Consider the following 14,654-nt stretch of genomic DNA (forward strand, 5'->3'; position numbering starts at 1 on the left):
GGCCCACCCTGTCCGCCCTCCCCCACTCGCGGGTCATTTCCCTCGACGTGACTTCCGTTTCCGCCCGGTCGCGCGAATGATGGCCGCCGGGCCGGACCCACGCTGGAACATCCCTATGACGATGGCGACATCCTCGACGAGAAGACGCACGGCACTCCCCCCAAGACAGCACGCCGCCGCCTGGGCCTGCCTCCTGGCGCTCCTGGCCGCATCCCCGGCCCTGGCGCAGGACGGCGCCGGTGAGCCGCAGCTGCGCCGCTTCGGCGCGCTGCTGGACGCGGGCGCGCCCCATGGCATCGGCGTGTCCGCGGTGCTGCGGCCGCTGCCCTGGCTGCGGCTCCAGGCGGGCCCCACCACCAACACGCTCAGCTTCGGCCTGCGCGGCGGCGTCAGCCTCCTGCCCCTGCAGACCTTCATCGCCCCCTCCCTCAACGCCGAGGCGGGCCACTACTTCGGCTCCGACTACAACGACGTCGTCGACTGGCTGGGCGCCACCCCGCGCCGCGTCGCCGGCGTCGAGGACGTCACCTACGACTACGTCAGCGGCAGCGTCGGCCTGGAAATCGGCTCGGCCAGCCGCTTCAACTTCTTCCTCCACCTGGGCCTGAGCTACGTGGCCCTCAAGGTGGACGACGCGAGCGCCATCATCCAGGACGCCACGGAAGACCCCAGCGTCACCGCCCGCAACCTCTCCATCCGCGCCACCATCCCCTCCGTCAAGGTGGGGTTCCTCCTGTACTTCTTCTAGAGCCGGAGCCCATCCACCATGCGAAAGACTTCCTTCCGCGCCCTGCTGCTGTGCTCCACGGCGCTCTTCGCCACCGGCTGTGACTCGCTGTTCTTCATCGAGGCGGAGGCCGAGGAGATCTGCAAGACGGAGCCGGACCTCTCCTTCCCCGCCGCCTTCCCCGGCACCGCGAACGTCCAGCAGAGCCTCACCTTCCCTCTGGGCGACCTGTCCACCCCGCTGCCCGAGGATGCCGACATCGACACCGAGCTGCGCCTCAAGGTCTTCGAGGTGACGGCCGACACGGACATCAGCGGAATCGAGCGCGCCAGCGTGTCCGTGCGCAAGCCGGGCAGCGAGGACACCATCCTCATCGGCGAGTTCCGCCGCACCAGCTCCACCCCCACGCAGACGCTGAGCCTGTCTGGCAGCGGCGCCGTGGACCTCCTGGACCTGGCCCGCCAGGACGAGCTGGAGTTCATCTTCGTCGCCCGGGGCTCGCTGCCCACCGAGTCGTGGACGGCCTCCCTCAAGGCGTGCGCCGGCATCCGCGCCAAGGCGAGCTACTTCGACCTCATCTTCTGAGGCCCGCAGCCCGCTTCGCTCAGCACAGGCCAGGGGACACGCCAACCGCGTGCTCCCTGGCCTCCACGGGCACGCCGGCCGCCACCGGCGCGGGCGGCTGGATGCCGAGGTGCTCGCTGCGCGTGCCCATCACGATGTCGAAGAACGGGTGCGTCACGCACCAATTGGCGTTCTGGTTGCGGCCCATGTGGTGGTCGTAGTGCCACGGCACGTGCTCGCGGGCCCACGCCGGGTCCAGGTGCGCGCGCCGGTGCACCCGGTAGTAGTTCACCGCGCAGGCCCACACCGTGCCCACGAAGAAGGGCGCCACGGGGAACAGCGGCGCGTGCGCCACCGCGAGCGCCGCCAGGGCCAGCAGCTCCTTCGTCTTCGCCGACCAGGTCCACAAGGAGCGCAGGTACTGGTCATCCACCATGTCGTGCCGCCGCGACTTCTGGTGGTGCTCGTGCCAGTGGAAGCTCCAGAGGCTCCCCCGGTGCTTCCCCAAGCCGTGCAGCACGTACCGGTGCAGCACCCATTCCCCGAAATTGGAGTACGCCCAGCCGAGTGGAATGCCGATCATGGTTGCTCTCTCTCCGGCGGGCGCCCGGCCGACGCCACGCTGCGAATAATGACTATTTGGTCACTCTTTTTCTACAACGCAAGAAGTCGGAGTGCACGCTTATGGCGACGAAAGAGAGTCCCCGGAGCGCGGGAGCGGACACCTCCGCGGGGCCGGGACGCAGGCCCGGGCGGCCGGGCGGGCGGCGGGAGGCCCACCGGCGCGAGCGGACGAAGGAGCTGGAGGACGCGGCGCTGAAGCTCTTCGTGGAGCGGGGGCTGGACGCCGTCACCATCGACGACATCACCCAGGCGGCCGGGGTGGCCAAGGGGACGTTCTACCGGTACTTCGACGACAAGGCCGCCCTGGTGGACGCGCTGCTGGCGCCGGTGCGCGGCGAGCTGCTCGCGGGGATGGAGGCGTGCGGCCGCTCCCTCGCGCAGGCGCGCGACGTGGAGGCCATGTTCGACGCCTACCGCGCGGTGGCGGCCGTCATCGTCGGCGCGCTCCTCCAGTACCCGGGCGTGGTGCGGCTGTACCTCCAGGAGAGCCGGGGCCCCGCGGTGGGCGCGCGCGCCCAGGTGGCCGAGCTGTCCCGACTGGTGGCCCGGCACGCGGTGGACATCACGCAGAAGGCGCACACGCACGGGCTGCTCAGGCCCATCCGCCCGGCGGTGAGCGGGCTCGCGGTGGTGGGCGCGGTGGAGCGGCTGCTGCTGGCGGTGCTGAGCGAGGAGGACATCGGCAACCTGCTGGAGCTGCCGGACGCGCTGACGGCGCTGGTGCTGGACGGGCTGCGGCTGCCTCCCGGAGTCAACAAGCCCGGGCGCCGGAAGCTGGACGGAGGCCCCAAGCGCCCTTAAGGGTGGAGTGTGGCAGGCAAGCGGGCCAGGAGCGGCGGCGGCGGGTTCAACATCCCCGGGTGGGCATGGCTGGTGCCGTGCGCGCTCGTGCCGGTGGTGCTGCTCAACGTGGGCATCGCCTGGCTGGGCGAAACGACGGTGTCCCCGCTGTCGTTCTCCTTCCTGCAGTCCAAGGCCGGGGCGCTGCGCGCGTACGCGGAGCACCGGCCCTCGTGCCTGCTGGAGGGACACCCGGAGCTCGAGCCCCTCATCGACGCGGCCGAGCGCCGGCACCGGCTGCCCGCGGGACTGCTGCGGGCGCTGGTGCAGGTGGAGTCGGAGACGCGCGTGCACCGGATTTCTCCGGCGGGCGCCATGGGGCCCGGGCAGCTCATGCCGACGACGGCGTCCATGCTGGGCGTGGAGGACCCGTTCGACCCGGCGTCCGCCATCGACGCGAGCGCGCGCTACCTGGCCGAGCAGCTGCGGCGCTTCGGGGACGTGCGGCTCGCGGTGGCCGCGTACAACGCGGGCCCCGGCGCGGTGCATGGCCGCGTGCCTCGCAACGGGGAGACGGAGTACTACGTGCCCAAGGTGCTCGCGGCCTGGAAGCACACGCGGCCGGCCGCGCCCGCCGTCGCGGCGCGGACGACACCGAGGGCGCCCGCACCCACGACGGCGCGCGCGAGTGCCCGCCCCACCGTGAAGCCCGCGCCCGTCACGAGGCCGGCGGCACAGGCCGCGCTGAAGCCCGCGCCGTCGGCGAAGCCCGCGCCCGCGGCCCGGACGAAGCCCGCCGCCCGGACGAAGCCCCCCACGAAGGCGCCAGCCTCCGCGGACGACCGGGTGAAGCCGGGCGTCACCGTGAGCGCGCGGCGCGGCTGAGCCGGAGCGTCCCTCTCACCCACGGGACACACCGCACCCGCCCTCCGGGCGCGCGCGCGCCCCGGCGACGCGAAGCCGTCCGGGCCTCACTCCCAGGAGAAGAGGTGCTCGCACTGCGTCAGCGCGAGCTGGCGTCCCAGCACCCTCCCGCCCTTCACGTTCCCCGCCGCGAGGACGGCTTCCATGATGCCGGTGTTGGTGGGCTCGGGCATGAGGTCGCCGTCGAGGAAGAAGCGGCCGCTCCTGGGGCCCGTCCACTCCACCGTGTACTTCCCGTAGTTGATGGAGGCGCCGTAGGCGGTGGGCAGGCTGTTCACCATCTTCACGATGTCCCGCGCCGTCAGCGCCAGAATCGTCCGGCCCGCCAGCGAGGCCATGAAGTCCGCCGTCGCCTGCCGCCCGAGCAGTCGCAGCGCCGTGTCAAAGCCTCCCACCTTCGGTGCAATGAATTCCGCGGCGACCCAGGTCATCCGCAGCCGCGCGGCCATGGGGTAGTTGGAGAAGTCGTTGATGCGCGTCTGCCCGCCGGCCTCGAGGCACCGCTGCACCACGGCCTCGTCCCCGTACGAGCCCACCACCTGGAGCACGCCCTTGAGGAACATGCCCCGGCACGTCTTGTCCGGCGTCGCGAGCGCCAGCCGCTCCTCCAGGTCCCGGACCCGGTCCACCGTGCCCTGATGCCCTGTCGTGGTGTCGTTCCATTCCATGTGACGCCTCATCAGATTCCGAAGCACCGCATCCGGCCACCCCGGCGCGTGCACCGCCGCCCGAATCCCTGGAGCATCGCGCGCCACGGGACGCCCTCGCCGCCCGCGGCCCCTGCGTAACACGGTCCGCGCCATCCTCCCATTGACCGACCTCCTCCCATTGACCGACCTCGGGCGGATGACGGACGCGCGGCCTCCATGGCCCGTGAAACAAGGGCGCCTCACCCACGTTCTTTCTTGCCACTCCCCCGAGGCGTCCATGAGCAGAACCTTCATCCGCGGCTGCATCGCCCTGCTGACCGTCCTTGGGATTGTCGGAGGGGTGACACTGTATGGGGACAACATCCGCAAGCTGTTCGGCGCCTCCGCCTCGTCCTTGGCCGGCTCGCCCGACGTGGGCGGCGCCCACCCGCGAAAGACGCTGCGCTCCTTCGGCATGCAGTCCCCGGACGCGCTGCCCGTGGCGGCACGTGGAGCGCCGCGGGCGCCCGCACCGGAGGCGTCCTCCGCGTCCAATACGCACACGCGGCACGAGCCCAACGCCTTCACCCATACCCGGGAAGACCGCCTCTCCACCTTCGCGGTGGACGTGGACACCGCGTCCTATGCGCTATTCCGCCGCACAGTGCGGGAGGAGAACGGGCTGCCGCACCCGGACTCGGTGCGGGTGGAGGAGTGGGTGAACGCCTTCCGCTACCACCTGCCGGAGCCGCGGCCCGGCGAAGGGGCCTTCCAGGTGGACCTGGAGGCGGCGCCGTCGCCCTTCACGATGGACCGCCACCTGCTGAAGGTGGGGCTCCAGGGACGGCGGGTGGCGAAGAGCCAGCGCAAGCCCACGCACCTGGTGTTCCTGGTGGACACCAGCGGCTCCATGTCCGGAGAGGACCGGCTGGAGCTGGCGAAGACGGCGATGAAGCTGGCGGTGGGCGGGCTCAACGAGACGGACACGGTGGCCATCACCACCTACGCGGGCGACGTGCGCACCGTGCTGGAGCCCACGCCGGCGTCGGAGCGTGGCCACATCGCGGCGGCCATCGACTCGCTCTGCACGGGCGGCGGCACGGCCATGGGTGACGGCCTGGAGCTGGCCTACCGGCAGGCGGCGCGCGGAGCGGGTGCGGACACCGTGTCGCGCGTGGTGGTGCTCACGGATGGGGACACCAACCTCGGGAAGAACCTCACCGCGGACGCGATGCTGGAGAGCGTGGCCCGCTACGTCAGCCAGGGCGTGACGCTGTCCACCATCGGCTTCGGCATGGGCAACTACCGCGACGACCTGATGGAGCGGCTGGCGAACAAGGGCAACGGCAACTCCTACTACATCGACTCGGAGCGCGAGGCCCGCAAGGTCTTCCAGGAGCAGCTGGCCGGCACGCTGGAGGTGATTGCCCAGGACGTGAAGGTGCAGGTGGACTTCGATCCGGACGCGGTGCGCGGCTACCGGCTGGTGGGCTACGAGAATCGCGCCGTGGCGGACAAGGACTTCCGCGACGACACGGTGGACGGGGGCGAGATTGGCGCGGGCCACTCCGTCACCGCGCTGTACGAAGTGGAGCTCACGGGTGAGGGCACGCGCCTGGCCACCGTGCGCGTCCGGGCGAAGCGTCCGGGCGGCGAGGAAGCGGCCGAGCAGCGCTTCACGCTGGAGCGCCCCCAGGTCCACGCCTCGCTGGAGGAGGCGTCGTCGGACCTGCGCTTCGCCGCGGCGGTGGCGGGCACGGCGGACCTGCTGCGTGGAGCGCGCCAGGCCTCGGGCATGAGCCTCGAGACGGCGGAGTCGCTCGTGGAGGCTGCGCTGGACGGCCAGGAGGACCGCGAGGAGTTCCTCTCGCTGCTGCGCCGCGTGCGCGCGATACTGCCCCGGTACAACTGGGCCGAGGCCGCCAGGAAGTACTGAACGGCGAAGCTGGCCGTGTCACTTCCTTCCAGGAGTCCGCATGCTCCGGAGCCTTCGCGTCGCCACCCTCCTTCTCGCCGCAGGCCCCTGACGCTACGGCCGGGCCCGCGCGGACACGCGCCGGCCGGCCTCGGGGTCCACCCATACCTCCGCGTCGCGGTGCAGCTGGAGGAAGGACGCGGGGCAGCGCGGCGTCACCGGGCCTTCCACCATCTGCGCCACCGCCTCCGCCTTGCCCTCGCCGAACGCGAGCAGCACCACGCGCCGCGCCTGGAGGATGGCGCCCATGCCCAGCGTGAGCGCCTCCAGGGGCACGCGCGTCGGGTCATCCCCGAAGAGCCCGGCGTTGGCCAGCCGCGTCTCGCGCCCCAGCTTCACCCGGTGACACGGCGCCAGCAGGCTGTCCCCGGGCTCGTTGAAGGCGATGTGTCCGTTGCCGCCAATGCCCAGCAGCACCAGGTCCAGCCCTCCCGCCGCGGCCAGCTCCGCGTCGTACCGGGCGCACTCCGCCTCCGCGTCCGGCGCGCTCCCGTCGAGGAAGTGGATGCGCTCGCGCGGCAGGTTGACGTGCTGGAAGAAGTGCCGCTCCATGTACGCGCGGAAGCTGCCCGCGTCCTCGGGTGGGAGGCCGAAGAACTCGTCCAGGTTGAAGGTGCTGGCGTGCGACACGTCCAGCGCCCCGCGCGCGGACAGGGCCACCAGCTCGCGGTAGACGTTGAGCGGCGTGCGGCCCGTGGGCAGTCCCAGCACCAGGGAGGGCCGCGCGCGCACCGCCTCGGCGACGTGGGCCGCGCAGGCGGAGGCGGCGTGCTGCTCGGAGTCGAAGACGCGGAGTTTCACGGATGCGGACCATAGGGAGCCCCTGCCCCCGCGCGAGTGTGGAAGTGCCCGCCCCGTTCACTTCAATGCGGCGCGACATGGCGGGGGTGTCCATGACGGACAGCCGGCCTCCGGGCCGCCGCCTTCACGCCCTACTGCCCGCTGGCGAACATGACGGGCGGCCCGGCCAGGAGCGTGCCGCGGCACTGGAGCCCGGACGGCTCGTGGGCGTGCGGGCCATCGGCCGCTTCGGGGGCGAGGCCACCCTCTTCCGGCTGGCCGCCCCGCTGGAGCCCGCCCACCCGTGCACGCACCGCCTTCCGGCGGTATTCGGCCGGGCGGAAAGTCCCACGGTGAGCGCTCGGGCGCAATTGAGGGGTTCCGTCCGGCGCCGGTCGAGATAGAACATTCCCATATGAAAGTCGCTGTCCTCACTGGCGGGGGTGACTGCCCCGGCCTCAACGCCGTCATCCGCGCAGTGGTCCGCCGCGCCGCCGAGCACGGCTTCGAGATGATGGGTCTGCGGGATGGCTGGAAGGGGTTGTTGGAGGACAACCACTTCCGCCTCACGCGTGAAACCACCTCGGGCATCCTCCACCGCGGAGGCACCATCCTCGGCACCTCGCGCGTCAACCCGTTCAAGGTGGAGAACGGGCTGGAGCGCGTGAAGCGCGCCGTGGAGCGCAACGGCATCCACGCCATCATCGCCATCGGCGGCGAGGGCACGCTGTCCGCCGCCACGCGCATGTCGCAGGAAGGGCTGCGCATCGTCGGTGTCCCGAAAACCATCGACAACGACATCAACGCCACCGACTTCACCTTCGGCTTCGACACCGCGGTGCAGATTGCCACCGAGGCCATCGACCGGCTGCACTCCACCGCCGAGTCCCACAAGCGCGTCATCGTCTGCGAGGTCATGGGACGGCACGTGGGGTGGATTGCGACGTACGCGGGCATCGCCGGCGGCGCGGACGTCATCCTGGTGCCGGAAGTCCCGGCGGATTTGACCCGGGTGGCCGAGCACATCCAGCGCCGCCACGCGGGCGGGCGCACGTTCTCCATCGTCGTGGTGGCGGAAGGCACGCGCATCAAGACGTCCCAGGACCAGAACGAGCACCTGGTCACCACGGGCGCCCTGGACGAAGCCGGCCGGCCGCGCCTGGGCGGCGTGGGCAACATCGTCGGGGCGGAAATCGAGCGGCGCACCGGCTTCGAGACGCGCGTGTCGGTGCTGGGCCACATCCAGCGCGGCGGCGCGCCCACCCCGCATGACCGCGTGCTGGCCACGCGCTACGGCGTCCACGCCTGCGACATGGTGGCCCGCGGCGAGTTCGGGAAGATGGCCGCGCTCAAGGGCAACGACATCATCACCGTGGACCTGGCGGACGCCACCCGCGAGCTGAAGAAGGTGCCCAAGGAGTTCTTCGAGGTGGCCCAGGTGTTCTTCGGCTGACGCAACGCAACATCCCCCGGCGGCCCTGAAACGAGGGCCCGGGGTTCCGGTAGCATCGGCACCTTCACTCCTCACGGACAAGGGATGGTGCCGATGCTCGCCGGACGGATGATGGACTTCCCGCTCACGCTGACCCACTTCCTGGAGCGCGCGCGCACGTACTATCCGCGCTCGGAAGTCATCAGCCGCAATCCCGACAAGTCGCTGCACCGCTACACCTTCGCGGACTTCTACAAGCGCACGTGCAGGCTGGCGAACGCGCTGACGCGCCTGGGCGTGAAGCCCGGTGACAGGGTCGCCACGCTGAGCTGGAACCACTACCGGCACCTGGAGGCGTACTACGCCGTGCCGGCCATGGGCGCGGTGGTGCACACGCTCAACCTGAGACTGCACCCGAACGACCTGGGCTACATCGCGCGGCACGCGGAGGACTCGGTGCTGGTGGTGGACCGCTCGCTCCTGCCGCTGTTCGACAAGTTCTCCGCGCAGGTGCCGAGCTTCCGCCACGTCATCGTCGTGCCGGACGCCGGGCCGGCGCCGGAGGGGAAGCTGGACTACGAGCAGCTGCTCGCGGCGGAGTCCGACACGTTCGACTTCCCGAAGCTGGAGGAGAACACGGCGGCGATGCTCTGCTACACGTCGGGCACGACGGGCAACCCGAAGGGCGTGCTCTACAGCCACCGCTCCATCGTCCTGCACACCCTGGCGTGCTGCATGACGGACGTCACGGGCATGCGTGAGGCGGACCGGGTGCTGCCGGTGGTGCCCATGTTCCACGCGGCCGCGTGGGGGCTTGCGTTCGACGCCATCTTCACCGGGGCGACGCTGGTGTTCCCCGGGCCGCACCTGGACCCGCAGTCGCTGCTGGATTTGATGACGGAGACCAAAGTCACCATGGCGGGCGGCGTTCCCACCATCTGGCTGGGAATCCTGGCGCTGCTGGATGCGACGCCGAAGAAGTGGGACTTGAGCACGGTGCGTTCCATGTTGATTGGCGGCTCGGCGGCGCCGCCGTCGCTGATTGACGGCTTCAAGCAGCGGCACGGGCTCGAGGTCGTCCACGCGTGGGGCATGACGGAGCTGAGCCCCGTGGGCACCATGGCGAAGCTGAAGGGAGACTTGCGGGACGCGGCGCAGGAGGCGCAGCTGGCGGCGAGGGCGTCGCAGGGCTTCGCGCTGCCCTTCGTGGAGACGCGGGTGGTGAGCGACGACGGGAAGCAGCTCCCGTGGGACGGGGAGACGATGGGCGAGCTGGAGGTGCGGGGGCCCTGGGTGGCGAGCTCGTACTTCGGGGACGAGGGGAAGGACCGCTGGACGGCGGACGGCTGGTTCAAGACGGGGGACGTGGTGACCCTCGACAAGGACGGCTACGTGCGCATCTGCGACCGGGCGAAGGACGTCATCAAGTCCGGTGGCGAGTGGATTTCGTCGGTGTCGCTGGAGAACGCGCTGATGGCGCACCCGGCGGTGCTGGAGGCGGCGGTGTTCGCCGGCAGGCACGCGAAGTGGGACGAGCGGCCGCTGGCGGCGGTGGTGCTGAAGCCGGGACAGACGGCGACGAAGCAGGAGCTGGCCGCGCACCTGGAGAAGCAGTTCGCGAAGTTCTGGATGCCGGATGACTACCTGTTCATCGAGCAGATTCCGCGCACCTCGACGGGCAAGTTCCTCAAGACGAAGCTGCGCGAGGAGTTCGGCGACCACCTGCTGAAGAACACGGGTGTGAGCTCGGCGGGGTAGAGCCGCTGAAGGAGTCGGAGGGCGGCCCTGAAGCAGGAGGAGACACCGCCCTTCATGTATCCGGACTGGCCGCGCCAGGCGCTCACAACGCGTGGCGGTCGAGCCAGCTCCGGATGGCCTGCGCAATCTCCTCCGGCGCGTCCTCGGGCGCATGGTGTCCCGCGCGGCCGAGCGGGACGATTTCGAGCGCCGTGAGCGTGCTTCGCGCCCACTCGACAATCTTCGGCGCACTGAGTCCGGTGTCCCCGAACGTCAGCAGGAGCGCCGGCTTCGCGGGCGGGCGCGCGAGCCACGCGTCGTAGCGCTCGATGACGGCGGCGACGTCCGCTGGCTCGCCGTCGATGGGAATTTCACGAGTCCACTGCAGCACCGGGCGTCGCGACGCGGCATCGGGGTACGGGGCGTAATAGTCAGCGCGGTCGCTCTCCGAGAGCCCGCGCTTGATGCCGTTCGCGAACGACCTGGCGAGGAACTCGTTCTGCTCGAGCACCAGCTTCTCACCAACTCCCGGCGTGCGCAGGGCTCGGAACAGTTGCTCGCCCTGCGGAGGCCAGTCGCTCCAGTGCATCGGCCGGAGGAAGGTCTCGAACACGACCACGCCGCGCACGCGGTCCGGATGCCTCCGCGCCCAGTCCAGCGCGAGCACCCCTCCCCAGTCGTAGCCGACGAGCACGACGTCGCGCAGGTCGAGCGCTTCGAACCACGCATCGAGATACCGCGCGTGGTCCGCGAATCGATAGGCAATGTCGGGCTTCCCCGAGCTCCCCATCCCGATGAGGTCGGGCGCGAGGCATCGGCCGCGGTCGGCGAGTTGGGGGATGACGTTGCGCCACACGTGCGAGGACGTGGGGTTGCCATGCAGGAACACGATGGGCGAGCCCGTCCCTGCCTCGCGGTACGAGATGAACGAGTCGAGGACCTGGACGTGATGAGCCGTGGCCATGGGAGTGCTCTGGGGGCGAAGAGGAGTGGGTGCGTGGCACGCGACGAGCGCGCCCGCGATGAGGCAGCCGAGCAATCTGTGCATGCCCGGCAGAATGCGTCCGCGGGGTCCTCTCTGGTAGTGATGATTCGTGAGGCGTAAGCTCACCAACCGTGAGCATTTCGATTGCGGCCCTCGACCTCAACCTCCTCCTGATGCTCCACACCGTCCTCTCCGAGCGGAGCGTGGCGCGCGCGGCGGAGCGGCTCCACGTCACGCCGTCCGCCATCAGCAACGGCCTCGCACGCCTCCGCTCCGCGCTCGGAGACCCGCTGGTGACGCGCAACGGCCGTGGCATCGTCCCCACGCCGCGGGCGAGTGCGCTCGCGCCCGCCATCGCGCGCGCCCTGCGTGAGCTGGAACTTGCGATTCACGAGGCCCCGTTCGACCCGACGCGCTGCACGCGTGCCTTCACCCTCGCCGTCGCGGATGCGGGTCAGCTCACCTGGGTGCCGCGGATTGCCGCCTTGATGGCCGAGGAGATGCCGAACGCGCGCCTCTCCGTGGTCGGCATCGCCTCGCTCGTCTCGCTCGGAGACCTGGCCTCGTCCCACATCGATCTGCACATCGGCCTCGCCGGGAAGGGCGCGGGCCTGCACATCGAGCCGCTGTTGGTCGAGCGCACCGTTCTCGTGGCTCGCGAAGGCCACCCTGCTCTCGGAAAGCGACTGTCGGCGCGCGCGCTCGGTGAGCTCAGGCACGTCGGCGTGGAGATGGTGCCGGGCAAGGGCATCCGTGACCTCGTCGGTGCCGCGTACGCGCGCGCGGGCATCCGCCGCGAGGTCGCGATGACGGTGCCCTCGTTCACGACCGCCGCCGCGGTCGTGGCCGAGACCGACCTCGTCGCGACGCTGCCGGAGTCGCTCGTCGTCGCCCAGGGCACGCGCATGGGAGTGCGCGCGGTCAACGCTCCGTCACCCGCGCACACCGTGAAGATTTCGCTGTGCTGGCACGAGCGCACCCATACCGACCCAGCGGCACAGTGGTTTCGCGGGCTGGTCCGGCGTGCAGTCCTGGTAGCGGGACAGACCTGAAGACCGGCTGCCAGTCGGTACTCACTGACGGCATGAGCGGGCCGGACACTCCCCGCACCGTCCTGTTCGGAAATGTCGGGACATTTGCGAGCGCCCCTCCCAAAAAACCCCCGACATTCCCGAACAGGACGCCTCAGGCGCTATCCCGGGGCCCCCACCGCAGTAGCTGGAAAGAGCTACGTGCCCATGACGCACCTCTGCGAGGATGCGACCCGCGAGGTTCTCGGGCACCATGGTCACATCGCAAGCCTCCTGAGTAGTGCAGGCCGCAATGGGCGGAGCCCAGGGCCTGGAGTGGCAGCGGAGCGGCCTTCTCGGACGATGCTCCACCCCGAATCCGGCCCCGCGCTTCCCCGCCTGCCCGACGCGACGAGTTTAGTCCTGGTTGCGCGGGCCGGCCGGTCGCCGCGTGCCGGGGAGATCGGCGAGCAACTGCTCGGCCAACTCCTTCACGGCCCGAGGGTCGTCGCCGCCGAGCCGCAGCGTCAGCAACTCGAAGTTCTCGTTGACCCGGGCATACACGCTGAGCGGCCCCGCCTGCAGACAGGCCACGCGGCCCGATAGCGGCAGGACAGGCGCGAACCCGGCGCGTTGCAGCAGCGCCAGGGCCCGCTGCAACGCGGCACGGCCTTCGCCTGCCTGCAGCGTGCCGCCGCCCACGGAGACCACGTCGCGTCCGGCACGGCGGCGCAGTTCGAAGTGGTTGAACACGCTGGCGGTGATGCGTTCGCTGAAGGTTTCGCGAATTTCGATCGGCGTCTGCCATTCGAGTGCAACGTCCTGTTCCAGCATCACGAGCGGCGCGTCATCGTCATCACCGGGCCTCAGGTCGAGGCAGTGGTCATACAACGCCACCAGCGATGGGTCGGTTTCGATGGCCACCGGGAAGAAGCGACCGGACGGCGCATCGTCTTCGTCATCGAGGCACTCGGTGATGGCGGCAATGCCGTGGTCCTGCGTGGGACCAAACGGGGTATAGCCATTGCTGCTGACTCCCATGCGCCGCAAGAACTCCACATAGGAGGCAGGCAGCGTGACGCCGCGGCTGGCAGCCAGGGTCGCGACAGTGGCGGCCGGCGCCCCCTCCACTCGGGCCAGGAACGCCGGGTCGCGCTGCTGGATGAACTCGAGGACAAGGGGCCAATCCATCAGCGGGTTCTTTAGCAGGGACCACGTGCCAAAGCAGAACCGCGGAGTGACGGCGCCACGAAGAGCGCGCCGCCACCTATCTGGCGATGGTGCACATTGCGCGCTTCGCGACGACTACCCGCAGATGTCGTCAATCAGCGACAGGCACGCGTCGACGAACTGCTGGAGCGTACACTGGCCGTTCTGGGTGCAGACGGCATCTCCGGTGCCCGGCTCCGAGCACCACTGGAGCGTCACCCAGCAGCCCTGGGCGTTGACGGTCCGCTCTCCGTCGATGTCCTGGGCGCTCGCCAGGTTCTCTCCCGTGGCGTCCCGAATCGTCACGAGGCTGCCGTCCGCACGGGTGGCGACATAGCGGGGCCCCTGCGTGGCCTCCGCTTCAACCGGCTGCGCATCCTCCGGACCGCAACCCGCGAGCAGCCCCAGCGCCAGCCCCGCCGCCACGACCAACGATAGCGTCTTCATGTTGTTCTCCTGGGTGATGGAGCCCACCGGTCGGACTCCGCCGCCTATGTGCAGCCATTCGCGGCCCCGTCGCTATCGTGGAGAGCCACTTCGTGGATTGTGGCTATGAGGTTGTGTGGTCAGTTGTTACAGCATCTCAGTAGCGATACGGCCTCACAGGCCCGGCACCGCCAGACCTGAAACCTTCCGAGATGTGCGGATGAGCCACGGTGGACTACGCGACAGTCGGGTTCAGCGTCGCGCCCACTCACGCCCGAGCATCGCGAACAGGAACTCGTCGCCCCAGGCGCCCTTGAAGAAGGTGTTCTCCAGGAAGTGCCCTTCCCGGCGCATGCCCACGCGCTCCAGCACGGTGGCGGCGGCGGTGTTCTTCGCGTCCGTCACGGCGATGACCCGGTGCAGGCTCAATGTGCCGAACGCGTAGCCCAGCAGCGCCCTCACCGCCTCCGTGCCCAGTCCCCGCCCCTGGTGCTGTCGGGACAGCGTGAAGCCAATCTCGCCCAGGCGCGTGTCGTACTCATCCGTCCGCAGCGCGCAGTCGCCAATCAGGGCGTCCGTGTCCTTCAGGGCCATCGCGAACTGGAACCAGCCGGGATCACCGGGCTGGCGCCCCTGCATCGACTCGATGAGCTTGCGGCCCCGCTCCGCGTCGTAGTCGCTCCAGCTCTGGTAGCGCGCCACCTCGGCGTCACTCCTGTAGGCCACCAGCGCGTCCAAATCTTCCGCGCGCAGCCGCCGCAGCACGAGCCTCTGACTCTCCACCCTGTCGAACTCCGGCACCGCCATGGTCATCCCTCCATGGGCCCTGGCCCGAGCGCGAAGCAGCGCTGG

At 70.2% G+C, this 14,654-nt stretch carries 15 protein-coding genes; 8 read left to right on the plus strand and 7 right to left on the minus strand.

Features of this window, described 5'->3' with window-relative positions:
* The first annotated feature begins 121 nt into the window (after nucleotides 1-121).
* Both ACX9TP_RS40770 and ACX9TP_RS40775 read left to right on the plus strand, forming a co-directional pair.
* Nucleotides 122-748, plus strand: a complete 627-nt coding sequence (locus ACX9TP_RS40770; protein ID WP_482976079.1) for a hypothetical protein — start codon at nucleotides 122-124, stop codon at nucleotides 746-748.
* An 18-nt stretch (nucleotides 749-766) separates the two neighbouring features.
* Entirely contained in the window at nucleotides 767-1,312 is a 546-nt protein-coding gene (locus ACX9TP_RS40775) for a hypothetical protein (protein WP_482976080.1), read from the plus strand.
* Nucleotides 1,313-1,331: 19 nt separating this feature from the next.
* On the opposite strand, the gene ACX9TP_RS40780 is transcribed toward ACX9TP_RS40775, so the two are convergent.
* Complete coding sequence (locus ACX9TP_RS40780) at nucleotides 1,332-1,874, minus strand: hypothetical protein (RefSeq protein ID WP_482976081.1); 543 nt, start codon at nucleotides 1,872-1,874, stop codon at nucleotides 1,332-1,334.
* A gap of 101 nt (nucleotides 1,875-1,975) precedes the next feature.
* Between ACX9TP_RS40780 and ACX9TP_RS40785 the strand changes: the two genes are divergently transcribed.
* Together ACX9TP_RS40785 and ACX9TP_RS40790 are read left to right on the plus strand one after the other, a co-directional pair.
* Nucleotides 1,976-2,716, plus strand: coding sequence for a TetR/AcrR family transcriptional regulator (locus ACX9TP_RS40785; protein ID WP_482976082.1), 741 nt, complete (start codon nucleotides 1,976-1,978; stop codon nucleotides 2,714-2,716).
* Between the two features lie 9 nt (nucleotides 2,717-2,725).
* Nucleotides 2,726-3,580, plus strand: coding sequence for a lytic transglycosylase domain-containing protein (locus tag ACX9TP_RS40790; protein WP_482976083.1), 855 nt, complete (start codon nucleotides 2,726-2,728; stop codon nucleotides 3,578-3,580).
* Nucleotides 3,581-3,666: 86 nt separating this feature from the next.
* Here ACX9TP_RS40790 and ACX9TP_RS40795 read toward each other — a convergent pair whose 3' ends face one another.
* Complete coding sequence (locus ACX9TP_RS40795) at nucleotides 3,667-4,287, minus strand: TIGR02265 family protein (protein ID WP_482976084.1); 621 nt, start codon at nucleotides 4,285-4,287, stop codon at nucleotides 3,667-3,669.
* 259 nt (nucleotides 4,288-4,546) lie between these two features.
* On the opposite strand from ACX9TP_RS40795, the gene ACX9TP_RS40800 reads away from it, so the two are divergent.
* Nucleotides 4,547-6,184: a vWA domain-containing protein gene (locus ACX9TP_RS40800; RefSeq protein WP_482976085.1), complete on the plus strand. Its 1,638-nt coding sequence runs from the start codon at nucleotides 4,547-4,549 to the stop codon at nucleotides 6,182-6,184.
* Nucleotides 6,185-6,277: 93 nt separating this feature from the next.
* Here ACX9TP_RS40800 and nagB read toward each other — a convergent pair whose 3' ends face one another.
* Entirely contained in the window at nucleotides 6,278-7,024 is a 747-nt protein-coding gene (gene nagB / locus ACX9TP_RS40805) for a glucosamine-6-phosphate deaminase (protein ID WP_482976086.1), read from the minus strand.
* A gap of 394 nt (nucleotides 7,025-7,418) precedes the next feature.
* Between nagB and ACX9TP_RS40810 the strand changes: the two genes are divergently transcribed.
* Complete coding sequence (locus ACX9TP_RS40810) at nucleotides 7,419-8,456, plus strand: 6-phosphofructokinase (RefSeq protein WP_482976087.1); 1,038 nt, start codon at nucleotides 7,419-7,421, stop codon at nucleotides 8,454-8,456.
* 93 nt (nucleotides 8,457-8,549) lie between these two features.
* Entirely contained in the window at nucleotides 8,550-10,193 is a 1,644-nt protein-coding gene (locus ACX9TP_RS40815; protein WP_482982298.1) for a long-chain fatty acid--CoA ligase, read from the plus strand.
* A gap of 82 nt (nucleotides 10,194-10,275) precedes the next feature.
* On the opposite strand, the gene ACX9TP_RS40820 is transcribed toward ACX9TP_RS40815, so the two are convergent.
* Entirely contained in the window at nucleotides 10,276-11,136 is an 861-nt protein-coding gene (locus tag ACX9TP_RS40820) for a haloalkane dehalogenase (protein WP_482976088.1), read from the minus strand.
* A gap of 152 nt (nucleotides 11,137-11,288) precedes the next feature.
* On the opposite strand from ACX9TP_RS40820, the gene ACX9TP_RS40825 reads away from it, so the two are divergent.
* Nucleotides 11,289-12,209, plus strand: a complete 921-nt coding sequence (locus tag ACX9TP_RS40825) for a LysR family transcriptional regulator (RefSeq protein WP_482976089.1) — start codon at nucleotides 11,289-11,291, stop codon at nucleotides 12,207-12,209.
* Nucleotides 12,210-12,584: 375 nt separating this feature from the next.
* On the opposite strand, the gene ACX9TP_RS40830 is transcribed toward ACX9TP_RS40825, so the two are convergent.
* The 3 genes from ACX9TP_RS40830 to ACX9TP_RS40840 all read right to left on the minus strand — a co-directional run bounded on the left by ACX9TP_RS40830 (nucleotide 12,585) and on the right by ACX9TP_RS40840 (nucleotide 14,609).
* A complete protein-coding gene (locus ACX9TP_RS40830) occupies nucleotides 12,585-13,358 on the minus strand; it encodes an SMI1/KNR4 family protein (protein ID WP_482976090.1) in 774 nt (257 codons plus the stop codon).
* 114 nt (nucleotides 13,359-13,472) lie between these two features.
* On the minus strand, nucleotides 13,473-13,823 hold the full coding sequence (locus ACX9TP_RS40835; RefSeq protein ID WP_482976091.1) for a hypothetical protein: 351 nt from the start codon (nucleotides 13,821-13,823) through the stop codon (nucleotides 13,473-13,475).
* Between the two features lie 231 nt (nucleotides 13,824-14,054).
* Nucleotides 14,055-14,609 (minus strand): GNAT family N-acetyltransferase, encoded by a 555-nt coding sequence (locus tag ACX9TP_RS40840; RefSeq protein WP_482976092.1) that lies wholly within the window; start codon nucleotides 14,607-14,609, stop codon nucleotides 14,055-14,057.
* Nucleotides 14,610-14,654 lie beyond the last annotated feature (45 nt).

The organism is Pyxidicoccus sp. M15, from assembly GCF_056858435.1.